At 75.9% G+C, this 241-nt stretch carries 1 protein-coding gene; it reads right to left on the reverse strand.

Going from position 1 to position 241, the window contains the following annotated elements:
- Positions 1-241: hypothetical protein (locus ACSNOK_RS35935; RefSeq protein ID WP_436784850.1), on the reverse strand; the 241-nt coding region annotated here is incomplete at both ends.

The following is a 241-nucleotide window of genomic DNA, read 5'->3' on the forward strand; positions in this document are numbered from 1 at the left end:
GTTGGCGGAGCGCAGCACCGGCGGCTCCGTCAGCACGGCGGGGTCGATGTCGGCGTCGGTCCGCACGGTGAAGGAGCGGCTCTCCCCCGCCGGCAGGGACACCAGCATCTCGTCCACGACCGCGTCGGGGGCGACCCGGTCGGCCAGGATCGCGATGTCGCGCGCGAACGACGAGGCCCTCACGTCCACCCGGTAGCCGCCCGGGACGGCGACGGCCTCGGCCTTGAGCGGCGCGGGGTCG

It is taken from the genome of Streptomyces sp. URMC 126 (assembly GCF_051386555.1).
Classification (GTDB): Bacteria; Actinomycetota; Actinomycetes; order Streptomycetales; family Streptomycetaceae; genus Streptomyces.